This is a genomic window from Winogradskyella endarachnes (assembly GCF_009741275.1).
Classification (GTDB): Bacteria; Bacteroidota; Bacteroidia; order Flavobacteriales; family Flavobacteriaceae; genus Winogradskyella; species Winogradskyella endarachnes.
The window spans coordinates 19,740-40,615 of record NZ_WOWS01000005.1 but is presented as its reverse complement, the minus strand read 5'-3'; the positions used below and the strand labels follow the sequence as shown (position 1 = coordinate 40,615).

The 20,876-nt window shown below is 32.1% G+C and carries 15 protein-coding genes; 14 read left to right on the top strand and 1 reads right to left on the bottom strand.

What is annotated here, in order from left to right; translation table 11 throughout:
* Positions 1–41: 41 nt before the first annotated feature.
* From GN138_RS12410 to GN138_RS12375, 8 genes are all read left to right on the top strand, one after another.
* Positions 42–2,321, top strand: a complete 2,280-nt coding sequence (locus GN138_RS12410; RefSeq protein WP_157364325.1) for an NADP-dependent malic enzyme — start codon at positions 42–44, stop codon at positions 2,319–2,321.
* 79 nt (positions 2,322–2,400) lie between these two features.
* Positions 2,401–2,982 (top strand): Holliday junction branch migration protein RuvA, encoded by a 582-nt coding sequence (ruvA, locus tag GN138_RS12405; RefSeq protein WP_157364324.1) that lies wholly within the window; start codon positions 2,401–2,403, stop codon positions 2,980–2,982.
* Positions 2,983–2,987: 5 nt separating this feature from the next.
* The gene (gene sov, locus GN138_RS12400) at positions 2,988–10,286 is read left to right on the top strand and encodes a T9SS outer membrane translocon Sov/SprA (protein ID WP_449658206.1); all 7,299 of its coding nucleotides are present in this window, start codon (positions 2,988–2,990) and stop codon (positions 10,284–10,286) included.
* Between the two features lie 60 nt (positions 10,287–10,346).
* Positions 10,347–10,727: a glycine cleavage system protein GcvH gene (gene gcvH / locus GN138_RS12395; protein WP_157364322.1), complete on the top strand. Its 381-nt coding sequence runs from the start codon at positions 10,347–10,349 to the stop codon at positions 10,725–10,727.
* Between the two features lie 34 nt (positions 10,728–10,761).
* The gene (locus tag GN138_RS12390) at positions 10,762–11,082 is read left to right on the top strand and encodes a VanZ family protein (protein ID WP_197429348.1); all 321 of its coding nucleotides are present in this window, start codon (positions 10,762–10,764) and stop codon (positions 11,080–11,082) included.
* Between the two features lie 66 nt (positions 11,083–11,148).
* A complete protein-coding gene (locus GN138_RS12385; RefSeq protein ID WP_157364320.1) occupies positions 11,149–11,877 on the top strand; it encodes an energy transducer TonB in 729 nt (242 codons plus the stop codon).
* Positions 11,878–11,993: 116 nt separating this feature from the next.
* A complete protein-coding gene (locus tag GN138_RS12380; protein WP_157364319.1) occupies positions 11,994–12,788 on the top strand; it encodes an energy transducer TonB in 795 nt (264 codons plus the stop codon).
* Positions 12,789–12,912: 124 nt separating this feature from the next.
* Positions 12,913–15,027, top strand: coding sequence for a gliding motility protein RemB (locus GN138_RS12375; RefSeq protein WP_157364318.1), 2,115 nt, complete (start codon positions 12,913–12,915; stop codon positions 15,025–15,027).
* Here GN138_RS12375 and GN138_RS12370 read toward each other — a convergent pair.
* Entirely contained in the window at positions 15,024–15,926 is a 903-nt protein-coding gene (locus tag GN138_RS12370) for an MBL fold metallo-hydrolase (RefSeq protein ID WP_157364317.1), read from the bottom strand. The two genes, GN138_RS12375 and GN138_RS12370, sit on opposite strands and share 4 nt — an antisense overlap.
* Positions 15,927–16,075: 149 nt before the next feature.
* Here GN138_RS12370 and cyoE point away from each other — a divergent pair, with 149 nt between their 5' ends.
* From cyoE to GN138_RS12340, 6 genes are all read left to right on the top strand, one after another.
* Positions 16,076–16,978: a heme o synthase gene (cyoE, locus tag GN138_RS12365; protein WP_157364316.1), complete on the top strand. Its 903-nt coding sequence runs from the start codon at positions 16,076–16,078 to the stop codon at positions 16,976–16,978.
* Positions 16,979–17,064: 86 nt separating this feature from the next.
* Positions 17,065–17,664 carry a cytochrome c oxidase subunit 3 gene (locus tag GN138_RS12360; protein WP_157364315.1) on the top strand — a complete coding sequence of 200 codons (600 nt, stop codon included), beginning with the start codon at positions 17,065–17,067 and terminating at the stop codon, positions 17,662–17,664.
* A gap of 37 nt (positions 17,665–17,701) precedes the next feature.
* Positions 17,702–18,700, top strand: a complete 999-nt coding sequence (locus GN138_RS12355) for a cytochrome c oxidase subunit 3 (protein WP_157364314.1) — start codon at positions 17,702–17,704, stop codon at positions 18,698–18,700.
* Between the two features lie 104 nt (positions 18,701–18,804).
* A complete protein-coding gene (locus GN138_RS12350) occupies positions 18,805–19,251 on the top strand; it encodes a cytochrome C oxidase subunit IV family protein (RefSeq protein ID WP_157364313.1) in 447 nt (148 codons plus the stop codon).
* 144 nt (positions 19,252–19,395) lie between these two features.
* A complete protein-coding gene (locus tag GN138_RS12345) occupies positions 19,396–20,115 on the top strand; it encodes a hypothetical protein (RefSeq protein WP_157364312.1) in 720 nt (239 codons plus the stop codon).
* A complete protein-coding gene (locus GN138_RS12340) occupies positions 20,108–20,875 on the top strand; it encodes an SCO family protein (protein ID WP_157364311.1) in 768 nt (255 codons plus the stop codon). The genes GN138_RS12345 and GN138_RS12340 overlap by 8 nt, the downstream gene beginning before the upstream one ends.
* Position 20,876: the final 1 nt, after the last annotated feature.

Genomic DNA, 20,876 nt, shown 5'->3' with positions numbered 1-20,876 from the left:
AAGCTTAATTTTGTACCTTTATTGCTTATTTAAATTTGATTATGAGCAAACAAAGCAAACGCCTAGAAGCCTTAGTATATCACGCCAAACCAACACCAGGAAAGATAAAAGTTGTACCTACAAAAAAGTATGCATCGCAGCGCGATTTATCCTTAGCCTATTCACCTGGTGTAGCAGAGCCTTGTTTAGAAATTGAAAAAGACGTTAACAATGTTTATAAATACACAGCTAAGGGAAATTTAGTTGCTGTAATCTCTAACGGAACAGCTGTTTTAGGATTAGGAAATATTGGACCTGAAGCCTCAAAACCAGTAATGGAAGGTAAAGGTTTACTTTTTAAAATCTTTGCAGATATTGATGTTTTTGATATTGAAGTAGACACAGAAGATGTAGATACTTTTATAGAAACTGTAAAAAATATTGCACCAACATTCGGTGGAATTAACCTTGAGGATATAAAAGCACCTGAAGCATTTGAAATAGAACGCAGATTAAAGGAGGAATTAGACATTCCTGTAATGCACGATGATCAACATGGTACTGCAATAATATCAGCAGCAGCATTAATAAATGCTTTAGAGATTGCAGAAAAGAAGATTGAAGATGTAAAAATAGTAGTGAGTGGTGCTGGTGCAGCAGCCATTTCTTGTACAAGATTATACCAAGCATGTGGAGCTAGCCGTGAGAATATTGTAATGCTCGATAGTAAAGGAGTTATAAGAAAAGATAGAGATAACCTTACCTCTCAAAAAGCAGAATTTGCTACACATCGTAAAATAGATACGTTAAGCGAAGCCATGGAAAATGCTGACGTGTTTATAGGTTTGTCTCAACCAGATATTGTTACACCAGAGATGCTAAAATCAATGTCTGCTAATCCGGTTGTATTTGCAATGGCAAATCCGGTGCCTGAGATAAATTATCAGTTAGCCATAGATACAAGAGAAGATATTATAATGGCAACTGGCCGTAGTGATCATCCTAACCAAGTTAATAATGTTCTTGGATTTCCATTTATTTTTAGAGGAGCACTCGATGTAAGAGCCACAAAAATAAATGAAGAAATGAAGATGGCAGCTGTTAAAGCGTTGTCTAATTTAGCAAAAGAACCTGTGCCAGAACAAGTAAATATTGCTTATGCAGAAACACGTTTAACATTTGGTAAAGATTATATTATTCCTAAACCTTTTGATCCTAGATTAATAGCCGAAGTTCCACCAGCAGTTGCAAAAGCCGCTATGGAAAGTGGAGTAGCACAAGAGTCTATTGAAGATTGGGACCGTTATAAAAATTCGTTGTTAGAGCGTTTAGGTTCTGATAATAAATTGGTAAGAATGCTTATCAGTAGAGCAAAAACAAACCCTAAAAGAGTGGTGTTTGCAGAAGCAGATCAATTAGATGTGTTAAAAGCAGCACAAATTACACATGATGAAGGTGTAGCTATACCAATTTTGTTAGGTAGAAAAGATGCGATTGTTAAGTTAATGGAAGAAATTGAGTTTGATGCTGATGTTCAAATTATAGACCCTAAGTCAGATGAAGAAACTGATCGTAAAAATGACTATGCAAAAGCTTATTGGGAAAAACGTAAAAGACAAGGCGTAACTGTTTATTCTGCACAAAAGAAAATGAGAGAGCGTAATTATTACGCTGCTATGATGGTTAACGAAGGCGATGCAGATGCATTAATTACAGGGTATTCTCGTAATTATCCTTCAGTAGTTAAGCCAATGTTAGAATTAATTGGTATGGCAGATGGTGTTGCAAGGGTGGCAACAACAAACGTAATGATGACACAACGTGGTCCAATGTTTTTAAGTGATACTTCCATAAATATTGATCCCAACGCTAAAGATTTGGCTAAGATTGCTAGGATGACAGCTAGAGTTACAAAAATGTTTGGAATTGAACCTGTTACAGCAATGATTTCGTATTCTAATTTTGGGTCTTCAGACAATCCTAGAGCAGAAAAAGTAAAAGAGGCCGTATCTTATTTACACAAGGCTTATCCAGAAATGATTGTGGATGGCGAATTACAAACCGATTTCGCTTTAAATTCAAAATTACTTCAAGATATTTTCCCGTTTTCAAAATTAGCTGGTAAAAAGGTAAATACTTTAGTGTTTCCAAATTTAGATGCCGCAAATATTACCTATAAATTATTAAAAGAATTAAACAATACAGAATCTATAGGTCCTATTATGATGGGAATGCGAAAACCTGTACACATTTTACAGTTAGGTGCAAGTGTAGATGAAATTGTAAACATGGCAGCGATTTCTGTAATTGATGCTCAAGAGCGCGATAGAAAGCAACATTAATCACTGATTTTATTAGGATTTGGGTGATGTTTTAATGAAAATAATTTTATTACTTTTGGGTTTTTAACTTCCGTTATAGATGATTACACATATTGAAGGTAAACTAGTAGAAAAAAATCCAACAGACGTTGTTATAGATTGCAATGGTGTTGGGTATTTTATTAATATTTCTTTTCATACATTTTCTCAAATTCCGGATAAAGAACATGTAAAACTTTATACCTACCTTCAGGTTAGAGAAGATTCTCAAAGTCTCTATGGATTTTCATCTAAAATGGAACGGGAAATATTTGTTTTATTAGTATCTGTTAGTGGTATTGGTGCAAATACAGCGCGTACTATGTTGTCTTCGTTAACACCAGATCAAGTAAAGGAAGGAATTGCAGGAGGAGATGTTTCTTTAATACAAAGCGTTAAAGGAATTGGTCTAAAAACAGCACAGCGCGTTATTATTGATTTAAAGGATAAAGTGTTAAAAGTTTATGGATTAGACGAACTTTCTCTTACACCAAACAATACTAACAAAGATGAAGCGTTATCAGCTTTAGATGTTTTAGGATTTAATAAAAAACAATCCGAAAAAGTAGTCGATAAAATTTTACAAGCCCAACCAGACGCCCAAGTGGAGCAAATTATAAAAGAAGCTCTAAAAAACTTATAATGCAATTGAATACAACTAACTATAATCGCGCTTTATCCTATAGGTTTTATTTTGTATTAGCATTTCTTATGCTAATAAGTAATTCAATAATGGCTCAACAAACAGAGCAAGAAACCGAACAAGATAGCACAATTACAACATTTTCATTTGGTAAGTTAAACATGCCAAATCCAAATAGTATAGTTTCAAAATATACGTATGATCCGATTTTAGACCGTTACATTTACACTGAAAAAATAGGAAATTTTAATATTAATTATCCATTAATATTAACAGCAGAAGAATTTCAAAAATTAGTATTAGAAGAAAAGCTTAAAGCTTATTATAAGAAAATGGCTGATGCCAAGGCCGGACAAAAAGAGGGCTCAGAAGAAGATCAGAAAAATTTATTACCAGAGTTTTATGTTAATTCTGGTTTGTTTGAAAGTATTTTTGGTGGTAATACCATAAATATTATTCCTCAAGGTTCGGTAGAAGTAGATTTAGGTGTTTTGTTTTCAAAACAAGATAACCCAACACTTTCACCACAAAACAGAACAAATTTTACTTTTGATTTTGACCAAAGAATAAGTTTAAGTTTACTAGGAAAAGTAGGTACAAGACTTCAAGTCACAGCTAATTATGATACCGAAGCGACTTTCGATTTTCAACAAGTTGTAAAATTAGAATACACACCAACAGAAGATGATATTATTAGAAAAATTGAAGTTGGTAATGTAAGTATGCCTCTCAATAGTTCACTTATAACTGGTGCACAAAGTTTATTTGGTGTAAAGACGGAACTACAATTTGGTAAAACTAGAGTAACAGCCGTTTTTTCTGAGCAACAATCCGAGTCTAAATCAGTAACCGCACAAGGAGGAGGAACTGTAGAAGAGTTTGAGTTTTTTGCGAGAGATTATGATGAGAACAGACACTTTTTCTTAGCGCATTATTTTAGAGATAATTATAACGATGCATTATTAAATTATCCTTTTATAAACAATGATGGTCTAGAAATAACAAGAATAGAGGTTTGGGTAACCAATAGAATTAATCAAACTGAAAATGTTAGAAATGTCGTTGCGTTTCAAGATTTAGGTGAGTCCGAAGCTGATAATATTGGGTTAGACGATCCTCTTCCTGCTGGTTTTATAAATAATCCTAACGCACGTCCAGATAATGAAAACAATGATTTAGATCCTACAAATATTGGTGGAGCAGGTTCCATTTTAACCAGTTTAGTAAGAGATGTTAGTACTGTTGAAGAAGGAATATCTGTTAGTATGGATGAAGGTTTTGATTATGGTAAGTTAGAATCTGCGAGAAAATTAACAGAAAATCAAGATTACGTTTTAAATTCAGATTTAGGTTACATTTCCTTAAGTCAACGCTTATTAAATGACGAAGTTTTAGGTGTTGCTTTTCAATATACAGTTGGAGGCGTAGTTTATCAAGTTGGTGAATTTGCTAATGACGGTGTAGATGCAACATCAGTAGATTCCTCTACAGGAACAGAGGTGGTTAATAGCCAGAGTTTAATTCTTAAAATGTTAAAAAGCGCTGTAACATCTGTTGAAGAACCGATTTGGGATTTAATGATGAAAAATATTTACGATACTGGTGCTTATAGTATTAGTGAGGATGATTTTAAACTAAATATTTTCTACACAGAGTCTTCTTCCCTTAATTATATTACACCGGTTGAAGGTACAGAATTCCCACTTTTTGATAGTAATACGCCAAATGTTCCTGGCGATGATACGGTAATTAATGAAACACCATTAATACGCTTGTTTCATTTAGATAAATTAAACTCAAATGGCGATCCCCAAGAAGGAGGTGATGGCTTTTTTGATTTTGAAGAAGGGACAACCATTTTAGCCCAGAATGGAAAAATTATTTTTACCAAAGTAGAACCGTTTGGTCGTTATCTATTTGATGTTTTAGATGATGATGGTAATGATAATGATAATGAGGCAGATTATGAGGATATCACTGACACCGAAGTAGGCTATAATGAAAACCAAAAAAAATACGTTTACGATAGATTATATAAATCTACAAAAACCGATGCCTTAGACGAATCCGATAAAAATAAGTTTGAAATAAAAGGTACGTATACCAGTAGTGGAAGTGATGGTGCCATTTCCTTAGGTGCGTTTAATGTGCCAAGAGGTTCCGTTACGGTTAGTGCAGGTGGTCGTGTTTTAGTAGAGGGTATAGATTATACAGTAAACTACCAATTAGGCCAAGTAGAAATTTTAGATGAAGCTTTAAAAGCATCAGATACACCAATTGAGGTTTCTGTAGAAAATAATTCTGTTTTTGGTCAGCAAACTAAGCGATTTGCAGGTATAAATGTAGAGCATCAATTCAATGAGAATTTTGTTTTAGGTGCTACGTTATTAAATTTAAGTGAACGCCCAGTTACGCAAAAGGCTAATTACGGATCAGAGTCAATAAATAACACCATTTTTGGATTTAACGGTAATTATTCTACAGAAGTACCATTCTTAACAAGACTTGCAAACAAACTTCCAAATATAGATACAGATGTACCTTCTAACTTATCTGTTAGAGGAGAATTTGCATATTTGTTACCAGGTGCTCCAAACGGAACAGATTTTAATGATGAAGCTACAGCTTATATAGATGATTTTGAAGGAACCCAAGGTTCTATAGATTTATTAAGTCCTTTGTCTTGGTATTTATCTAGTAGACCTGTAGATTTACCTTCAACAATAAATGGTAGTGATAATAAGGGTATAGATAACGGTTATGGTAGAGGTTTATTAAACTGGTATACTATTGATCCTATTTTTTATGGTAGCCTAGCACCAAGTGAAATTGATGATGATGATATTTCTGATTTAAATACAAGACGTATTTTTATTGAAGAAATTTTCCCAGAAACGGATATTGTACAAGGACAAACTACTGTAATTAATACGTTAGATTTAGCATACTATCCTGGAGAACGTGGTCCTTATAATTTTGATCCAGAAGAATTACAAGGGACTGTTTCACCAGACCAGCGTTGGGCTGGGATTACTAGGCAATTAACATCTACTGATTTTGAGCAAGCCAACGTAGAGTATATAGAATTTTGGATTCAAGATCCATTTTTAGATAGTCCAACCAACCAAGGTGGAAAATTATTAATTAACCTTGGTAATATTTCTGAAGATGTATTGCGCGATGGTAAAAAACAATATGAAAATGGCCTACCAGAAGATGGTGATATTTCATTATTAACACCAACTGTATTTGGTGGTGTAGTGCCAGAAAATCAATCATTAATATATACGTTTGATACAACAGGTGATCAAAGAGACAACCAAGATGTTGGATATGATGGTTATGATGATGCAGAAGAAATTGCAGAATTTGGAGTTCAGTTTGGAGAAGATCCTGCAAACGATAATTATGAGTATTATTTAAATACAGACGGAAATATTTTAGAACGTTATAAAAAGTATAATGGTACAGAAGGCAATTCGCCAGATGTATTTACAGATACAAATAGAGGTTCTACAACACAGCCAGATGTAGAAGATATCAATAGAGATAATACAATGAATACTATTGATAGTTACTATGAGTATGAAATTGAAATTACACCAGCTCAACTTAACGATCCCACCAATCCATTAATTTACGACAGAAAAGAAAATGTTGAGGTAACCCTTCCTAATGGAGAAGTAAGAGATGATATTACTTGGTACCAATTTAGAATTCCAATAGATGAACCTACAGATGCAATAGGTGGTATTTCAGATATTAGATCAATGCGTTTTGCAAGGTTATATCTTAAAGAATTTAATGAAAACACAGTACTTCGTTTTGCAAGCTTAGACTTAGTAAGAAGTGATTGGATTCGTTATACCGCTGACTTAGATAACGACACTACCAATGATAGTCCAAATGCAGAGTTTAATGTAAGTACGGTTGGTATTGAAGAAAATGATGGAGATTATGAATCGCCTCCAGGTATTGAGCGAGAAGAGTTAAATAATAATAATACCATTGTTAGAGAAAATGAACAATCATTAGTAGTTAATGTTTGTGATTTAGAGCCAACGGACTTAAAAGGGGTTTATAAAAATATTAATTTAGATATGCGCCAATACAACAATTTGCGTATGTTTTTACATGCTGAGGCTCAAGAAGGCTCTAGTTTAGATTCTGGCGAATTAGTTGGTTTCATAAGAATGGGTAATGATTTTACAGACAATTATTACCAAATAGAAATTCCGCTTTTAACAACAGACGACGCAACAGGTTCTGCCGAAGAACAAATGTGGCCTGAGGAAAATGAAATTACATTGCCTTTAGAGTATTTACAAACCATTAAATCCCTCGGTATTGCTGCAGGTACTTTGGGAGATGAAGAACCTACATATTATAATATTGTTGATGGTGAATTAAATGAAGAACCCTTAGCAAATGGTAATGTTGACTTTTTAGATGTTATATCTGGCGGTATTAAACAACAACGTATTTCAATAAAAGGAAATCCTAGTTATGGAGATATAAGAGTTTTAATGGTAGGTGTTAAAAACTCTGGTACCTCAATAAATAACGACACGGCTTGTGGAGAGGTTTGGTTTAATGAACTTAGGATGTCTGGATTAGAAAATGAAGGTGGTTGGGCTGCGGTTTTAAGCATGGACACTAATATTGCAGATTTTGCAGATATTAGCGCCACAGGTTCTAAAAGTACTATTGGTTTTGGCGGTATTGAAGAAGGTCCAAGCGAACGTAGTTTAGAAGACGTTCAGTCTTATGATGTAACAACAAACATTCAATTAGGTCAATTACTACCAAAAAAATGGGGTGTTCAGTTACCTTTTAATTATTCCCAAAGTGAAGAGTTAGTAACACCAAAATACGATGCATATTACGATGATCTTACCTTAGAATCTCGTATTGATGCAGCAGAAACCGAAGAAGAAGAAGATTTAATTGCAAGCCAATCCGAAGAATATACAAAACGGAAAAGTATAAATTTTATTGGTGTAAGAAAACTAAAGACAGGTGAAGCTAAAAAGCATTTTTACGATATAGAAAATCTTACGCTTAATTATTCTTATAATAAAGTAGAACAACGCGATTTTGAAATAGAAAGGTCTTTAGATCAAACGGTAAGGGCAGGTGCAAATTATAACTATACTTTTGAGCCTTTAAAAATTGAACCTTTTAAAAAGAATGATTCTTTATTCACCGGTAAGAATTGGAAGATTTTAAAAGATTTTAATTTAAATCTATTACCATCTAGTTTTAGTATTAACACAGACATTAATAGACAATTTAGTAAACGAAAATTTAGGGAAGTAGAATTATCTAGTGATGATATTGGTTTAGAGGAATTATTTAGCAGAAATTACACTTTCGATTTTCAATATGCACTAAATTATAATCTTACAGATGCATTAAGTATTAACTTTTCGGCATCTAATACAAATATTGTACGTAATTATTTTATAGATAATAATCTTTCTGGTAGCCAAGATCCGGAGTTAGATGTATGGGATGGTTTTTTTGATTTTGGAGACCCAAATTACCAAACTCAATCATTGCAGGTTAATTATGAACTACCATTATATAAAATTCCTGCTTTAAGTTTTTTAAGAACAACATATTCTTATAATGGTTCTTTTCAATGGCAAAAAGGTTCAGATTTATATGAAGATTTAGAAGTTGATGGTGTAACATATAATCTTGGGCACTCCATTCAGAACTCTAACACCCATAATATTAACTCTACATTTAATATGGAAACCTTATATAAAACCATTGGTTTGGTAAGAAAAGGTAAAAAACGAAATAGTAGAGGACGTACAAGAGAAGTTAGTTCTAGAAGCAGAACTGTTGCTACAAAAAAAGAAGGCGAAGATAAAGATGCTAACAAACTTAGCGCAGGTAAAAAAGCATATAATACTTTTGTAGATATTGTGACTATGGTAAAACGTATTCAACTTGGCTATACCGAAAATAACGGAACATATTTACCTGGATATTTAGAATCGCCAGGTTTTGTTGGGACTTTAAAACCAACTATTGGTTATACGTTTGGTAGTCAGCAAGATATTAGAGATTTGGCAGCTAGAAATGGTTGGTTATCTATTTTTCCTAGTCTAAATGAGCAATATACAGAAGTAAAAAATACATCATTAGTGTTTTCTGCGAATTTAGAACCGATGAGGAATTTAAAAATTGATCTTACAGGTAACAGAACATTTGCTGAAAATTTATCTGAAAGTTTCCAAGCCATTGATGAAGATTTAGACGGCTTAAGTGATACGTACGAAGAGTTAATTACCAATTCATACGGAAACTTTAATATTTCAACAGTTTTATTAAAAACAGCATTTAATGCTAGTGACGAAAATCAATCAAAAACCTTTGATGATTTTAGAGCTAACAGGCTAGTTATAGCAAATCGTTTGGCGAGAGAATTTTATGGAGATACGCCATATAACGTAGATGCAGAAGGTTACCCAGAAGGTTTTGGTAAAACAAGCCAACGTGTATTATTGCCTGCATTTTTATCCGCCTACCAAGGCACCGATCCAGATAAGGTAAGTACAGGTGCATTTAGAGATATACCAATTCCTAACTGGACGTTAAAATATACTGGTTTAATGAATATTCCTTGGTTTAAAAAAACCTTTAGACGTTTCTCTATTCAGCATGGTTACAGGTCTAGTTATACAGTAAATCAATTTATTACTAATTTAGATTATACAGCGGGAGATGGCAATGAAGCTTACGTTGATCAGCCAGATGATGCTTTAGATGCTTCTGGTAATTATAAAAGCGAAACACTATATAGTAACATAAACTTAGAAGAGCAATTTAGTCCGTTAATGCGTTTAGATTTTGAAATGAAAAATTCTATAAAAGTATTAGCAGAAATTAAAACCGATAGAACTTTATCTTTAAGTTTTGATAATAATTTAATGACAGAAATTCAAGGTAAAGAATATACACTAGGATTAGGTTATAGATTTAAAGACTTAAGAATACGATCACAACTTGCAGGACCAAAGCAGATAATTGTAAGCGATTTAAATATGCAGGCAGATATTTCAGTTAGAGACAATAAAACAATTATTAGATATTTAGATATAGAGAATAATCAAATAACAGCAGGTCAAACAATTTGGGGATTAAAATATACAGCAGATTATGCCTTTAGTAAAAACCTTACTGGTATTTTCTATTTTGATTACACATTCTCAGATTTTGCTATATCAACATCTTACCCTCAAACATCTTTAAGAACCGGAATTACATTACGCTATAATTTTGGTAATTAAACTTGAATTGAAAGTTTTAAAAAATTACATTTGTTGTATTACTAATATAATAGAATAAAAATGAATATACCATCAGAATTAAAGTACACCAAAGACCATGAGTGGGTTAAAATTGAAGGCGATGTTGCTACCATAGGTATTACAGATTTTGCACAAAGTGAATTAGGCGATATAGTATATGTAGAAGTAGATACCTTAGATGAAACTTTAGATATTGAAGAAGTATTTGGTACTGTTGAAGCAGTAAAAACAGTTTCAGATTTATTTTTACCATTATCTGGTGAAATAACAGAATTTAACGAAGGGTTAGAAGATGAACCAGAAAAAGTAAATACAGACCCTTATGGTGATGGTTGGATGATTAAGTTAAAATTCTCTGATGCTTCTCAAATAGATGGTTTATTATCTTCAGAAGATTATAAAGCACTAATTAGTGGTTAAAAAAATACTATTACCTGCGTCAATACTATACACGTTGACATTAATTATTGCGAGTTTAATAACCCTTAAAGCTGTGCCTAGTTTAGGGTCTTCATTTGATGATAAAATTTATCACATAGTCGCATATACAGGTTTAGCATTTTTATGGACTAGTACATATAAGCCGTTTAAAACTAGATATATACCATTTGTTGTATTTTTTTTGTCAGCATTTCTAGGATTTATTTTAGAGTTACTTCAATATCTTGTTAATCCTAATAGAACATATGATACTTACGATTTAATAGCAAATGGTTTAGGGGCAATGTTTGGTACGTTAATTGCTGTACAAATAAATGTGTATAAATTAAAATAACATAAAGCATTGCTTTTTTTACTATTATTTATTTAAATTAGCACTGTTATAATAAACTAAAACTCTATGGAACTTAAAAAAAATCCGAAATCGGACGTCAGTCGTAACAGTTCATTGTATTTTGCTGTTGGTCTACTTTTAATGTTAGGCATTACTTATATGGCGATAAATTATAAAACATATGATAAGAGTGATATCGTGGTTGATTCGCTTAATTTAGATGATGAATTAATAGAAGAAGCACCAGTCACAGAGCAAATTGCAACACCACCACCGCCACCACCGCCACCACCTGCAGCTCCAGAAGTTATAGAAGTTGTTGAAGATGAAGTAGAGGTTGAAGAAACTGTGATTGAATCTACAGAAACTGAAATGGAAACAGAAATTGTTGAAATTGAAGAAGTAGAAGTAGTTGAGGTTGAAGAAGAGGTAGAAGTACCATTTAACGTAATTGAAAATGTGGCTGTTTTTCCGGGTTGTGAAAAAAAGAAAGGTAACGCTGCAAAAAAAGCTTGTATGAATGAAAAGGTGAACAAATTCATCGGAAAAAAGTTTAATACAGATTTAGCTAGTGACTTAGGATTACCTCCAGGAAAAAAGAGAATCTTTGTACAGTTTAAAGTAGACAAATCAGGAAACATTTCAAGTATCGTTGCTCGTGGTCCTCACCCTGGATTAGAAAAAGAGGCTAAACGAGTTATTAGTCAGTTACCTAAAATGAAACCAGGAAAGCAAAGAGGTAAAGCGGTAGTAATGCCATTCTCTATTCCAATTGTATTTCAAGTACAAGACTAAGCATAGACTTTTTATATACCATATAAAAATCCCGTTCAAAATTAATTGGACGGGATTTTCGTTTTGGTATGCTTATTGTGACTTTGACATAATATTAACATTTAAATAATAGTATTATGAAAAATTCTAAAAAAGACTTCGGTTTTGCTGGTCAGAGCACTACTGAAGTAAAGAAATCACAAAAGCACGATGCAAATTTACAAAAAAACTCAACCCTTTATTTTCAAATAGGGTTGATACTTTGTTTATTGGGTACTTATGCTCTTTTTGAAATGCAATTTCAAGAGAAAAAATTTGTTTTAATTGAAGATGATACCGCTAAGGTAGATCCCGTCATCATAGATTATGTGCCGCCTTTTGTAGAGGAGGTTATTAAACCAAAAGCTTCTGAGTCTACGCCAAGTGTTAAAATTACAGATGTCGTTAAAGTTGTAGAAGATGATCAACCTGTGATAAAAACCATTATTAAAACAGAAACAGACCCAGTTGTTTCTTCAGATCCTGTGAAAGTTGGAGAAATAAATGTTATAGATGAGCCAACAGAATTGGATGATATACCTTTTGTAGCAATTGAGAAAGTACCTGTATATCCTGGTTGCGAGAAGTATAAAACCAATAATAAACGAAAAAAATGTATGTCTGAAAGAATTACTAAACTAATAAATAATAAATTTAATACTGATATAGGTTATAAATATGGTCTTTCGGGAAGACAAAGAATCCATACGCAATTTACAATTGATAAAAATGGAACCATTACAGATATTAAAATTAAAGGACCACATTCAGCTCTAGAAAAAGAGGCAAATAGAGTAATTAATAAAATTCCTAAAATGGCACCAGGTTTACAGCGCAATATTCCTGTAGGTGTAATTTATACACTCCCAATTGTGTTTGAAATTAGAAACTAAATTACTTTAAATTCTTAATAGTTTATAACCGTTATTCTTATAATAGCGGTTTTTTTATGACCGTTTCCGAGTTAAGTATACTAAAAAAATTGAGTATCTTTCGCACTTTAAAATTTTCTTTTTTATGAAGCGCATTTTGTTGCTGGTTATTCTATTAACAACCACTTTAGGTTATACACAATCATTTTCATCTTATGAAAAACCTCCAGTGTTTAAAGCCTGTGATTCTGTAGCTGTAGATCAATTAAAATCTTGTTTCAATTTTACGTTAAATACATTTATATATGAGAATTTTAAAGTACCTCAAATAGTAGAAGACGATTCTTATAAAGGTGATGTACAATTATTGTTTGAAGTTAATAAGGAAGGTAATTTTAAAGTTATCTACGTTGATGCTATTTATGACGAATTAAAAACTGAAAGCGAACGTGTATTTAATTTACTGCCTAAAATTACACCTGCAACCTATAACGGTAATCCTACCTTTACTCAATATAGTATCACTTTAACGATTCCATTAGTAGCGCCTAAAAAAATGGAAGTTAAATCTGTAAACAACGTTGCGTTAACTGAAAATGAAACTTTAAATGCAACCTTGTCTAATGAGTTTGATCAAATTGAAAAAGAGTTAAAGCCTTATGAAAAACTAGAATATTCTAGCCAATTAAATATTCCTTTTACACATTCGTATTACGCGCGTTTCGATCAAGAAATGAATGCTATTGGTACTAATAGCCATACAGGTGCTAAACCTTTTGTGTATAGTGATGTTGCTCGCTATTATAATATTAAAGCAGAAAAAGAAAGTTTAGCAAAAAATACCAATTCTTGGTTTGGTAAAAAATTATATAACGAGCATTTGGTAGAAGTGCAAGGTAAAGATTATTGGTTTACGGTGGATCCAATTTTAGACCTTCAAATAGGGAAAGACACAGATACTGATGCTGAGTTTAATTCAACATGGAATAATACAAGAGGTATTAATATACAAGCAGGTTTAGGTAAACGATTTAATTTAACAGCTTCTGTTTACGAAAGTCAAGGACGTTTTGCACAATATTTTAATCAATATGCAGAAAGTTTAAAAGCCTTTGGGCCAGATCCTGCAATTATTCCTGGTCGTGGTATAGCAAAACGTTTTAAGGATGATGCTTATGATTACCCTGTTGCCGAAGCGTATATGTCTTACACACCGGCTGATTTTTTAAATATTCAGTTTGGTCATGGTAAAAACTTTATAGGCGATGGTTACCGTTCTTTATTGCAAAGTGACGTGGCGAGCCCTTATCCATTTTTAAAACTTAATGCTACGTTTTGGAAAATTAAATATACAAGTACTTGGATGTGGCTAAAAGACGTTAGGCCAGAAGTAGTGGTTGATGATGCTTTTTTAACTAAATATATGGCAAATCATTATTTAAGTTGGAACGTTAATAAACGTTTAAACATTGGTTTGTTTGAATCTGTTATGTGGGCAGATACCAATGGGAGAGGGTTTGATGTTAATTATTTAAATCCAATTATTTTTTTTAGAGCTATTGAGTTTCAAACCGGTCAAGGTGCTGGCAATGCCATATTGGGTTTAACCTCTAAATATAAATGGAATAATAAAGTGAATCTTTACGGTCAATTTGTTTTAGATGAATTTTCATTAAGTGATATTAAAGCTCAAGAAAAAAGTTGGAAAAACAAATTTGGGTATCAATTAGGTCTAAAATATTTTAATGCATTTAAAGTGAATAATTTATTACTTCAAGCAGAATATAATCAGGTGAGACCTTATACGTATTCACATAACACTCAAATTTTAAATTACGGACATTTTAACCAGCCAATGGCACACCTTTGGGGAGCCAATTTTAGAGAGTTTGTATTAATTGGTCGTTATAACTACCAGAGATGGTTTGGTGATGCAAAGATGATAATTGGTCAACGTGGTTTAGATTATAATACAGATGAAGATAATTTTTCTTATGGTGGCGATATTTATAGAGATTATAATGATAGAAATGCCGATACTGGCATTGAAATAGCACAAGGAAATAAGACCAATAGTTTTATGGCAGAATTGCAAGCCGGTTATCTGTTAAATCCAACCACAAACCTTAAAATATTTACAAATATTATTTACAGAGATTATAACCCAGATACGGTTAACGAAACTACGGTTCGTAATGGTTCAGTTTGGTTTAGTTTTGGGGTAAGAACCGATTTGTTTAATTGGTATAACGATATTTAATCTTCAGAGTCGTTTTGTTTTGTTTTTAAACTTCTGTAAAACGTTAATCTTATTTTTTCACTATTTATAAATCCTGTTCCATAATCTAAATCATCATAAGTTTTAGTTATGCTAGTGTCGTTTTTTACATCGTCTTCTGTTTTACCTTCATCAATTGCCTTTAGAATAGAAGATTTTAAACTTTCTAGCATTGTTAAAAATGTTTTGTACTCTTGTTTGTTAGATAATTTACCGTGACCAGGAATAATTTTTGTTTCATCATTAATTACCATTAAGCTACGTTTTACTGCAGAAATATAACCATCTACACTTCCTCCAGAATTTAAATCAATATAAGGATAGCGATTATTGAAATACGTATCTCCTGTGTGTAAAACATTGCTTTCGGTAAAATACAATATAGCATCACCATCTGTATGTGCATTTTCAGTGTGAAAAATAGCTACACTTTCTCCATTGATATAAATGTTTAATTTATCATTAAAGGTTATTACTGGTAGTGCTTCTTTTGGTTTATTGCTACCATCTTTTTGCACTTCTGTTAAACGTTTTCTTACATTATCATGTGCAATTAATGTAGCTCCTGCTTTTGCAAGGTTCTCATTTCCGCCAGTATGATCACCATGAAAATGCGTATTTACTAAAAATTTGATGGGTTTATCACTTAGTTTTTTTATGCTTGCCAATATTTTATCAGATAGTGGAGCAAACTGATCATCTATTACAAAAACGCCGTCTTCTCCAATGGAAATTCCAATATTTCCTCCGGCGCCTTCAAGCATATACGTGTGTTCAGTTAATTTTATAGATTTAATTTCAACAGAATCAAATCTATTTTGGGAGATAATTGTAGATGAAATAAATATTAAAAGAATTGTAATGTAATTTCTAATTGTCATGGTGATGATTTAGGCTTCTTTGGTCCTATAAAAATACTAAAACTTACAGTAAAACCTACTCATTAATTAAAACTAAGGCATTACGTTGGTTAGAATCAATTTTCAAACTATCTTTGCACGCGTTTTAAAAGGAATAAAATTTATACAGTTTGAGTAGCACAAAATCATCGGTATCAACAGCTTCTGTTGTAACAGATTTTAAGGAAATCACCAAAATGGGATTGTCTTTAAGTGTTGTGTTTTCGTCTTTAGCTGGTTATTTTCTTGGAGCAGAAACAATTAGTTTTACAGCTTTATTTTTATTGGCAATTGGTGGTTATTTTATGGTTGGTGCATCTAATGCATACAATCAAATCATTGAGCGCGATTTAGATGCGTTAATGGAAAGAACTAAGAATAGGCCAATTCCTGCAGGTAGAATGAGCGTGAATACTGCATTTATTATTGCCACGTCATTTACAATTTTAGGATTAATTACTTTATACGTTATTAACCCTAAAACAGCTATGTATGGCGCAATTTCAATATTTTTATATACCAGTGTCTATACCCCTTTAAAAACTAAAACTTCCTTATCTGTATTTGTTGGTGCGTTGCCTGGCGCAATTCCATTTATGTTAGGTTGGGTTGCTGCAAGAGACAGTTTTGGTATTGAACCAGGTATGTTGTTTGCAATTCAATTTTTTTGGCAATTCCCTCATTTTTGGTCTATCGGTTGGTTTTTGCATGAAGATTATAAAAAAGGAGGTTTCTATATGTTACCTACAGGAGAACCAGATAAAGGGACCGCAGTACAAATTATAATGTATAGTGTTTGGACTATTATTGTATCTATATTACCAGTATTTGGTTTTACAGGTGATTTAAAATTATCTATTGTAGGTGCTGTACTAGTATTTCTATTAGGTTTAGTTATGCTGAATTATGCGTTAAGATTATTTAAGTTAAGATCAATAAAAGCTGCAAAACAACTTATGTTGTCTAGCGTGTTTTACATTACATTGTTGCAAATTATATATGTAGCAGATAAATATTTGAAACTAGTGTTGTGATAAAGTTTAATGGTAGATTACGTAACCATAAATCAAGGATTAAATTTTTTAAAAAAGTTCAATAAGAATTATAAGAGATTAAATAGATGGATTTAACACAAGGAACAGATCAAGAGAAAACAGCAAGGTCTAAAAAGATGATGCTATGGTTTGGCATTGGCTCTTTAATTATGTCCTTTGCTGGTTTAATAAGTGCATTTATAGTCAGTAGTAAACAACGACTAAATGAAGATTGGTTGGTAGATTACCAATTACCACCAGCATTTTTAATAAGTTTAGTGCTTATTTTGTTAAGTAGTTTTACTTTTATACTAGGAAAGAATGCCCTAAAACAAAATAACAGAAAGATGGTAACTATCTGGTTGTTAGCAACCTTGATTTTGGGAGTTGGGTTTGTTTATAATCAATTTGTTGGTTTTGGAGAAATTATAGCTTCAGGTTATCACTTTGCTGGCCCTACTAGTAATATTACAATGTCTTACATATATGTTATCGCTGTATTGCATATAGCGCACGTTATTGCTGGCCTAATATGTTTAATTGTCGTAATTTATAATCATTTTAAACAAAAGTATAATGCCAACAATATGTTGGGTTTTGAACTAGCAGCAAATTTCTGGCATTTCGTAGATATGCTTTGGCTTGTGCTCTTTTTGTTTTTATATTTTTTTAAATATATAATTTGATTATTTTTGTCCAATCTTTAAAATTTAAATAAATTCTATGAATTCTACAGTAGCTACTGATACAGAAGAAAAAACTTGGGGAGGTGGTAATAAGCCACTAAATGCAAGTTACGGAAAAATGATGATGTGGTTCTTCATTGTATCTGATGCATTAACGTTTTCAGGTTTCTTGGCGGCATATGGTTTTTCGAGGTTTAAGTTTATCAATGAATGGCCAATTGCAGACGAAGTGTTTACACACGTTCCGTTTTTACACGGGCAAGAATTGCCAATGATATACGTGGCCTTTATGACCTTTATTCTTATTATGTCTTCTGTAACAATGGTATTAGCTGTTGATGCAGGTCACAACATGAATAAAGCTAAAGTAACCATCTATATGTTTTTAACTATTATAGGAGGTGCAATATTTGTGGGCTCACAAGCATGGGAATGGGCAACTTTTATTCAAGGAGATTATGGAGCAGTGCAAACTAATGGTGGAAACATTTTACAGTTTGGTAAAAATGTAACCGAAGATGGTGTTACTAAGTTTAAACGTGTTTCAATTGATGATATAGCAATAGTTCAGGCAGGAGAGCGTGTAGATCACGAACGTAAAAATGGACTGTGGTTTGTAGATGAAGGTACTTTGCCTCCATATACGGTAAGTGAAATATATGCGGGTTTAGCTGCTAATGAAGATATTTTGGTGCGTAACCAAATGTTAGATGATGAGGGACACAAAACCGTTTTGTCTAGAGAAGAGTCTTTAAAACAAATTAAAGAGAACGGGAAGCTGGTAGTTAAAGGTGCAAATCTTCATGTAAATGAATATGGTACTACATTGTTTGCGGATTTCTTTTTCTTTATAACAGGTTTTCATGGATTCCACGTATTTTCAGGGGTTGTTCTTAATATTATCATATTTTTTAATGTGATTTTAGGAACTTACGAAAGAAGAGGGAGTTATGAAATGGTTGAAAAAGTTGGATTATACTGGCACTTTGTAGATTTAGTTTGGGTATTTGTATTCACATTCTTCTATTTAGTTTAATAGAATAAGTATAATTTTTTAATCGCTTAATAAAACAATTTAATAGCGAATAACATATGTACTAGTTAATTAGTACTAGGTACAAATGAAATTTATATAAAATTATGGCACACGAGCATAAATTAGAAATATTTAGAGGTTTAGTTAAGTTTAAATCTAATAAAAGTAAAATTTGGGGTGTATTAATATTCCTTTCTATTGTAACTGCGATAGAAGTAGTTTTAGGTATCTATAAGCCAGAAATATTTATGCATACTTGGATTTCCCCTTTTGAAGGTGGTTTCTTTGCAACAATAGGCAATATTATTTTGTCACCTTTTGTTTACATGAAACCTTTAAATTTAATCTTCATTGTATTAACTATTGTAAAGGCTTACTACATTGCTTGGGATTTTATGCACCTAAGAGATGAAACTGGTAGTTTTAGAAAAATGATAGTTTGGACAGGTGTTTTCTTAATCTGTTACATAATTTTTATCTTATTACAAGAAGGAGGTTATGTGTTTGGTGTTTATAATGCTGAAGATGCGTTAATCAAAAGAGATTTTTAAAAGTATATAATATATTTATCACACTTTTTAGTAGTGTTAAATACAATTTAAAGGTGGTTTTTCTAAACCACCTTTTTTATTTTTGCAATGCTATATTATTCGGAAAAAATTGACCGTAATAATTAGATTTTTAGCATATATAACATGAAAACAAACAAAGTTAAACGTAATATAATTCTTGGGATTTTGTTCTTTTTACCTGTGGCCTTTTTGTTAATGCTATATCCTGCAACACATAATTACGAGCCTTTAAATATCGTAAACAAGAACGTCCTTGACATTGAAAACTTTACCTCAGAAAACTTAGATAGTATTCAGTTAAAAAACCAAATTACGGTGCTTGGTTTTTTGGGCCATTCGCCATTAAAGCAATCCGTTGCTGCATCAAACCTTAAAGAGTTAGTTTACGATAAGTTTAAAGGATTTAAAAATTTTCAAATTGTTATTGTGGTGCCAGAAGGTACAGAACAAGAAGTAAAAGAACTTAAAAAAGAAATTAATACTTACGAAGATTTAAAATTTTGGCATTATGCATTCGGTACAGAAGGCGAAATTAAAATGCTTTATAATTCTTTAAAATCAAAAAAAGATTTAACTACAGATTTATCATCTACAAATGTATTCATTATTGATAAAGATTTAAATCAACGTGGTAGAATAGACGGACGTTCAGAACGAGAAATAGAATTAAATAAACCTACATTTAGTGTATATTCTTATAATACCATTGAAGTTGCTGAAATTAAGAATATGATGAGCGATGATGTAAGAATATTATTTACGGAATACCGTCAGAAAAGAAAAGGTAAATTTGATAACTCAAACTCAAGAAGAGAGAAAGAAATAAAACAAAACAATGAGTAAAAAATCTAATTATTATTATGTCGGTATTGCGTTTATCATACTTATTTTTGGAATCTTGTTTGTTCCTAAAATAATTGATAGAGTAAGTAAAGACGATATAACTAGAGAAGAGAGTAGAAGTAAAACTGTTTCTAATTCTCCTGTAGAAGATAAAGCAGATAAAGGCAAAAAAAGTGATTTATCCTATTTAGAAATTAATGGAGTACCTAAAAAAGTGCCAGCATTTAGTTTTACTAACCAAGATGGAAAACTAATTACCAATGAAGACTATTTGGGCAAAGTTTACGTGGTTGAATTCTTTTTTACAACCTGTCCAACAATTTGTCCTATTATGAATAGAAACCTGGTGGAAGTTCAGGAAGAATTCAAAGACTTTAAAGATTTCGGGGTTGCTTCCTTTACTATTACGCCAGAAATTGATACACCAGAAGTATTAAAAGCATATGCCCAAAAATATGAGATCACAAATCCTAATTGGCATTTTATGACAGGAGATGAAGCCGCCATTTATAAATTAGCCAATCAAGGTTTCAATCTTTATACGGCTAAAGATGATACAGTAGAAGGCGGTTTTGAACATTCTGGTAACTTTGCCTTAATTGATAAAGAAGGTTACATTAGATCTAGACAAGATAATTTTGGAAATCCAATGATATTTTATAACGGTTTAATTCCCGAAGCTACTGGTGTAGATGAAGATGGAATTCCTCAAGAAATATCAATTTTAAAAGAAGACATTGCTAAATTATTAAAGGAGTAAT

What these genes read in the sequence shown, in the direction of transcription:
- GN138_RS12410 (WP_157364325.1), top strand. Translation starts at nt 42, where the DNA reads ATGAGCAAACAAAGCAAACGCCTAGAAGCCTTAGTATATCACGCCAAA.
- ruvA (WP_157364324.1), top strand. Translation starts at nt 2,401, where the DNA reads ATGATTACACATATTGAAGGTAAACTAGTAGAAAAAAATCCAACAGAC.
- gcvH (WP_157364322.1), top strand. Translation starts at nt 10,347, where the DNA reads ATGAATATACCATCAGAATTAAAGTACACCAAAGACCATGAGTGGGTT.
- GN138_RS12385 (WP_157364320.1), top strand. Translation starts at nt 11,149, where the DNA reads ATGGAACTTAAAAAAAATCCGAAATCGGACGTCAGTCGTAACAGTTCA.
- GN138_RS12380 (WP_157364319.1), top strand. Translation starts at nt 11,994, where the DNA reads ATGAAAAATTCTAAAAAAGACTTCGGTTTTGCTGGTCAGAGCACTACT.
- GN138_RS12375 (WP_157364318.1), top strand. Translation starts at nt 12,913, where the DNA reads ATGAAGCGCATTTTGTTGCTGGTTATTCTATTAACAACCACTTTAGGT.
- GN138_RS12370 (WP_157364317.1), bottom strand. Translation starts at nt 15,926, where the DNA reads ATGACAATTAGAAATTACATTACAATTCTTTTAATATTTATTTCATCT.
- GN138_RS12360 (WP_157364315.1), top strand. Translation starts at nt 17,065, where the DNA reads ATGGATTTAACACAAGGAACAGATCAAGAGAAAACAGCAAGGTCTAAA.
- GN138_RS12355 (WP_157364314.1), top strand. Translation starts at nt 17,702, where the DNA reads ATGAATTCTACAGTAGCTACTGATACAGAAGAAAAAACTTGGGGAGGT.
- GN138_RS12350 (WP_157364313.1), top strand. Translation starts at nt 18,805, where the DNA reads ATGGCACACGAGCATAAATTAGAAATATTTAGAGGTTTAGTTAAGTTT.
- GN138_RS12345 (WP_157364312.1), top strand. Translation starts at nt 19,396, where the DNA reads ATGAAAACAAACAAAGTTAAACGTAATATAATTCTTGGGATTTTGTTC.
- GN138_RS12340 (WP_157364311.1), top strand. Translation starts at nt 20,108, where the DNA reads ATGAGTAAAAAATCTAATTATTATTATGTCGGTATTGCGTTTATCATA.